At 75.8% G+C, this 5,256-nt stretch carries 6 protein-coding genes; 1 reads left to right on the top strand and 5 read right to left on the bottom strand.

All coding sequences use genetic code 11. The features are described from left to right. Window positions 1-45 precede the first annotated feature (45 nt). The 5 genes from ACFWA9_RS38075 to ACFWA9_RS38055 all read right to left on the bottom strand — a co-directional run bounded on the left by ACFWA9_RS38075 (window position 46) and on the right by ACFWA9_RS38055 (window position 4,489). Window positions 46-402, bottom strand: a complete 357-nt coding sequence (locus ACFWA9_RS38075) for a hypothetical protein (RefSeq protein ID WP_352291954.1) — start codon at window positions 400-402, stop codon at window positions 46-48. Between the two features lie 132 nt (window positions 403-534). Next, complete coding sequence (locus ACFWA9_RS38070; RefSeq protein ID WP_352291956.1) at window positions 535-696, bottom strand: hypothetical protein; 162 nt, start codon at window positions 694-696, stop codon at window positions 535-537. Between the two features lie 285 nt (window positions 697-981). After that, entirely contained in the window at window positions 982-2,202 is a 1,221-nt protein-coding gene (locus tag ACFWA9_RS38065; RefSeq protein ID WP_380393954.1) for a cytochrome P450, read from the bottom strand. Between the two features lie 297 nt (window positions 2,203-2,499). Beyond that, on the bottom strand, window positions 2,500-2,739 hold the full coding sequence (locus ACFWA9_RS38060; RefSeq protein WP_380393951.1) for a ferredoxin: 240 nt from the start codon (window positions 2,737-2,739) through the stop codon (window positions 2,500-2,502). A gap of 181 nt (window positions 2,740-2,920) precedes the next feature. Next, window positions 2,921-4,489, bottom strand: a complete 1,569-nt coding sequence (locus ACFWA9_RS38055; RefSeq protein WP_380393949.1) for an ATP-dependent DNA ligase — start codon at window positions 4,487-4,489, stop codon at window positions 2,921-2,923. Between the two features lie 322 nt (window positions 4,490-4,811). On the opposite strand from ACFWA9_RS38055, the gene ACFWA9_RS38050 reads away from it, so the two are divergent. Further along, a complete protein-coding gene (locus tag ACFWA9_RS38050) occupies window positions 4,812-4,979 on the top strand; it encodes a hypothetical protein (RefSeq protein ID WP_352291964.1) in 168 nt (55 codons plus the stop codon). The last annotated feature ends 277 nt before the right edge of the window (window positions 4,980-5,256 follow it).

Here is a 5,256-nt window from a genome sequence, read left to right as displayed (position 1 = left end):
CCCCGCTCCCGGGCACCCGGGAGCGGGGTCACCCCCGTGTGCGCCTCAGACGCCGGGCGCCTGCGGGGCGGAGGCCCCGCGCCCGGTCTTCACGGTGTTGACCATGGCCTGGTGGATTGCCCGCGCCGTGATCTCGTCCGTCGCCGGCACGGGGCTGCCGGCCACGGTGTACCAGTCCAGCGCCCCGGTGTACTGCACGGTCAGCCGGGCCTCGCCGTCCACCCACGTGGTGTGCACGGTGAGGTCACCGGAGATCGGGCCGACCTCGGCGGTGGTGACTCCGCCCGGTCCGCTGATGATCGACTGAGTGGTCCAGGTGGCCCAGGACGCCCGCGGGTCCCCGGGCCTCCCGGTCGGCCGTCCGCCCTGCGCCGCTGATGCGCTCTGCTGCTGCTCGCTCATGCGCCCATCCTTCCCCGCCGGGCCGCCGCCGAGCGGGCAGCGACACCCGCGGTCGCGGAGGCCGCCCGTCCGGCGGGCGGCCTCGTGGAGATCCTTCGTCCTGGAAGGTCAGAGATCCTTCGTCCTGGAAGGTCAGCTGTACGCCTCGGGCTCCTCCAGAGGTGCGCCCTCCGCCTGCGAGGTGTCCTGCGCGTGCTGGTTCTGCATCGAGGTGATGCCCTCCTCGGGGTCGGCCGCGCGGATGTCCTCCTCCCGATCGACGCTCACCTCGGACCGTGCGCTCATATCGGTCATCGCGGGCTCCGTCTCCTCGGCCGGCCGGGGTCGCCCGAGAGCACCACAGCCTGCCGTGGTGCGGGCCGGCCGCCGGGCCGGGCTCCTGCTTCGCCCCTCCAGCCTGCCTCGGTGCCCGCGCCGCGGCCAACCGAGCCCGGGAGCCCGTGCGCCGGGGCCGACCGGGCTCCGCGGTCGCGGCCGACCGGATCGGCCGGACCGGACGGGTGCCTGCGTCACCCCTTCTGCCCGGCCGCGCCCGCGTCATGCCCGTTCCGGGGCGTGGATCCGCTCCGGTGGCGGGTCTCACCAGGCGATCGGCAGTGCCTTCAGGCCGTAGATGAACGCGTCCGAACGGAAGGTGAGCTCGCTCTCCGGCACGGCGAGCCGCAGCCCGGGCAGCCGGTGGAAGAGCGTGGCGAGGGCGATCTGGAGCTCCGCCCGGGCCAGCGGCTGGCCCAGGCACTGGTGCACGCCGAAGCCGAACGCGAGGTGGCGCCGGGCGTCCCGGTCCACGTCCAGCTCGTCGGCGGGGAGGTGGCCGGGGGCGCCGAAGAGCTCCTCGTCCCGGTTGGCGGTGGAGAGCATCGCGACAACCCCGTCGCCGGCCCGGATCCGGACGCCGCCCAGCTCGACGTCCTCCAGCGCCAGTCGGGGCAGCCCCATGTGGATGATGGTGAGGTGGCGCAGCAGCTCCTCGACCGCGCCGGGGACGGCCGCCGGGTCGGTCAGCCGCGCGGCCTGCGCGGGGTGGCGCAGCAGCAGGAGGGTGGAGAGTCCGATCATGTTGGCGGTGGTCTCGTGGCCGGCGACCAGCAGCAGCATGCCGGTGGCGGCGATCTCGCGGAGGCTGAGGTCGTCGCGGGCGGCGAGCCGGCTGAGGATGTCGTCGCCGGGGCGGCGCCGCTTCTGCGCGGCGAGGCCGCCGAGGTAGTCGAGCAGCTCGGTCTGGGCCCGGCGCACCTCGGCCTCCTCCACCGTGGTGCTGACCAGGACGCGGCTGAGTTCCTGGAACATCTGCCGGTCCTCGTACGGGACGCCCAGCAGCAGGCAGATCACCAGGGAGGGCACCGGCAGCGCGAAGTCGCCGACCAGGTCGGCGGGGGCACCGGACGCGGTCATGCGGTCGAGGGCCTCGTCGACGATCTGCTGGACCTCGGGGCGCATCGCCTCGACCCGCTTGACCAGGAAGTCCCCGGTGACCATGCGGCGCAGCCGGGAGTGCTCGGGGTCGTCGAGGCGGAGGAAGTTGGGGTTGGCGGCGAGGATCGCCCGCCGGCCGGGGGTGAAGGACGGGAACTCCGGACGGCGGACGTCCGCGCTGAAACGGCGGTCGGAGAGCAGCGAGCGGACCTCGTGGTAGCCGGTCACCAGCCAGCAGGAGGAGCCGTCCAGCAGCGCGGCGCGGGTGACGGTGCCCGCGCGGGCGGCCTCGGTGTAGACGGGGGGCGGGCTGAACGGGCAGACGCCGTCGTGCGGGGCGGGCAGCAGCGGGGCGGGGGCGGGGGCGGTGGGCGTGCTCGTCAAGGTGGGGTCTCCTCGCGTGGCGGAGCGATGGGCGGCAGGGCGGGCGGCAGCGGACGGGCGGCGGGCCCCGGGGGGTGGACACGCGGGCCCGTCCGGCGGCCGGGAACCGGATGCCGGGTGACGTGGGGAAGGCCGCCGTGGGCGGCGGCCGGTGGGGGCGCCGGACCGGTCGGGCCCGGCGGGTGGTCAAGGAGGGCGACGGACGCTCAAGGAGGGCGGACGCTCAAGGAGGCCGGACGCTCAAGGAGGACGGCGGGCGGCCCGGGGCGGGCGGGAGCACCGGCCCGGCGGCGGGCCCTAACCGGCCGCGGGGCCCGGTTGCTCCCGGTCTCTCTCCGGAGCCTCCTCGGCGACGGTGATCGCGCCGCCCGGGCAGAGCTCGGAGGCCAGCCGCACGTCGGCGAACCGCGCCGGCGGCAGAACGGTCAGACGGAGCCTCACCAGGCCGTCGTGGTCGTCCTGTTCGAAGACCTCCGGCGCCGTGACGACGCACTGGCCGGAGCTGCAGCAGCGGTCCTGGTCGATGCTCACCTGCATGTACGGACACCTCTCAGTGGTGTGGCACCGGATCGCCCGGGCCGACCGCCCCCCGCCGTCCACGCCAACGTAGCCGTCGCTCTGTCGCACACGAAGGGTGCGTCGCCATACTCGTGCAGAATGGCCGATTCCACGCTCAACCCGAACAAAGCTCTGGCAAAGGCGGTTTGACCGACCGTCATCACCCTTCCGAGACGGGTCCGGCCTCGCTGAGCCCCTCCGCCGCGGCGATCTCCCGGACGGTGGCCACGGTGTCCGCCTCGTCCGCGCTCTTGTCGGGCCGGTAGCGCAGCACCCGGGCGAACCGCAGGGCCAGCCCGGCGGGATAGCGGGGGCTGCGCTGGACGCCGTCGAAGGCGATCTCCACGACGAGTTCCGGCCGTACCCGCACGGTGTACGAGTCCCGTTCGACCTCCCGGGCGAGGAGTTCGGTGGTCTGGCGGGCGAGCGTCTCGTCGGTCAGGCCCTTGAAGGTCTTGCCGAGCATCACCCAGGGCCCGAGGCCGGGCTCGCCGGCGGCCCGGGCGCCGAGGTGCAGGTTGCTGAGGAAGCCGTGCCGTCGGCCGCTGCCCCACTCGGCGGCGAGCACCACGAGGTCCAGGGTGTGCCGGGGCTTGACCTTGATCCACCCGGCTCCGCGCCGGCCGGCCGCGTAGCCGGCCGCGGGGTCCTTGGCCAGCACGCCCTCGTGGCCCAGCGCCAGGGTGTCCCGGAAGAAGGCCAGGGCGGCCTCGCGGTCCGCCGTCCCGGTGCGCGCCACCCGCAGGGCGGCCGGCACCGACTCGTCGAGGGCCGCCCAGCGGTCCAGCCCAGGCCGGTCCACGAAGTCCACGCCGTCGCGGTGCAGCAGGTCGAAGAAGTAGGCGTTGAGCGGCACTTCGGCGCGCAGCCGGTCCGGGTCCTGCCGGGAGGCGGTCCGCGCGGCGGTCTCCTGGAACGGCCGGGGGCGGCCGTCGGGGCCGAGCGCGATCGCCTCGCCGTCCAGCACCGCCGAGCGGACCGGCAGGGCGAGGGCCGCCTCGACCACCTCGGGCACCCGGGCGGTGATGTCGTCCAGGCTCCGGGTGAACACCGCGACGTCCCGGCCGTCCCGGTGCACCTGGATCCGGATGCCGTCCAGCTTCCACTCCAGCGTGGCCGGGCCGATCCGGTCGAGCGCGGCGGCGACGTCCGGTGCCGAGGCGGCCAGCATCGGCCGGACCGGGCGGCCGACCTCCAGCCGGAACGCCTCCAGGGCGGGCACGCCGCCGGTCAGCGCGGCCTCGGCGACCGCGCGGGCCGAACCCCGGAACATCAGCGCCCGCCGCACCGCCGCCGCCGGGACGCCGGCGGCCTGGGCGACGGCGTCGGCCACCACCGCGTCCAGCGCGCCCTGGCGCAGCTCGCCGACCAGCACCGCCCGCAGGAACGCCTGCTCGACCTCGGTGGCCCGCCCGAACAGCTCGGCCAGCAGCCGCTGCCGCTCGGCCCTGGCGCCCGGGCCGTGCACCGCGGCGATGGCCTCCAGGGCCTGCTCGGTCTCCCGGACGCCCCAGGACGGCTCGGCGACGGCGGGCGGCAGGACGCGCAGGGCCGCCGGTCCGATGCCGGTGCGCAACCGGTGGGCCTCTCCGGAGAGCAGGGCCACCGCCGCCGGGGCCTCGGCCGGGCCGAGCTCGCGCAGGCAGTCCGCCAGCAGCGTGGTCTTGGCCCGGCGGCCGGGCTCGCCCGCCACGGCGCGGGAGGTCAGGGCCAGGTGCCGGAGCAGCATGGGGGCTCCTCGATGGGGGCTCGGCGCCGATCGCACCCGAGAACCGGCCGGGCCCGAGAACCGGCCGGACCCGAGCGCGGGCCGGAGGTGGTACCGGGGCCGACCGGGACGCGGGAGGCACGGATCGGACCGGCGAACGGATCGGGCGGGGAGGCTCCAGCATCCGCGACGCGGCCCGTTCCGGATCGCAGGACACGCCCCGGGCGTGGCCGGAGGGATTGCGCCACCGCGTAGTGCGCCGGCCGGGGTTCTTGGCCGTACCGTCCAGTGGACGGGATCCGACGGCCCGTCATGCCCCGCGGACGTCCGGGTCGGCGCTGCGGTGGAGGCGCCGCTCGCCCGGCTCAGGGCGATCGCCGCCGGGCGCGGCCGGCACGCCGTCCGGTGGAGCACCGGCGACGACGGCCACCGGGCCCGCGGCACGGACGGTCAGGTCCCCATCCGGACCATGTTCGTGACCTACGCCATGGCGCCGGACGCCGCCGGCTGACAGGCTCCGGAAGCCTCGGTCCCCCCGGTCCGACCGGCCCGATCGGTCCCAGGCCGGAGCATCGGAAATTCGTTCGTACTTTCTGTTATCGGCGCGCCGCCGGGGGGTCTCCCAGGTGTCGGCACCCGTACCGGCCGGCCCGAACAGGAAGTGTGCCCAGGTGAACAGCGAAGACAGGACGACGATCCTCCCCGCCGTCGGGGGCCCGGACGCCTCCGACGGCGGCCGCGCGGCACGGCGCGCGGCCGACCCCCACCGGGCTGTCTCATATAAAAAA

The sequence above is a fragment of the Kitasatospora sp. NPDC059973 genome (assembly GCF_042737525.1).
GTDB lineage: Bacteria > Actinomycetota > Actinomycetes > Streptomycetales > Streptomycetaceae > Kitasatospora.
Note: the sequence above shows the minus strand (reverse complement) of the source record. Positions and strands in the feature narration are given on the sequence as shown.

Excerpts from the sequence above, each read along its gene's own strand:
- ACFWA9_RS38070 (WP_352291956.1), bottom strand. The coding sequence starts at position 696 with ATGACCGATATGAGCGCACGGTCCGAGGTGAGCGTCGATCGGGAGGAG.
- ACFWA9_RS38055 (WP_380393949.1), bottom strand. The coding sequence starts at position 4,489 with ATGCTGCTCCGGCACCTGGCCCTGACCTCCCGCGCCGTGGCGGGCGAG.
- ACFWA9_RS38075 (WP_352291954.1), bottom strand. The coding sequence starts at position 402 with ATGAGCGAGCAGCAGCAGAGCGCATCAGCGGCGCAGGGCGGACGGCCG.
- ACFWA9_RS38060 (WP_380393951.1), bottom strand. The coding sequence starts at position 2,739 with ATGCAGGTGAGCATCGACCAGGACCGCTGCTGCAGCTCCGGCCAGTGC.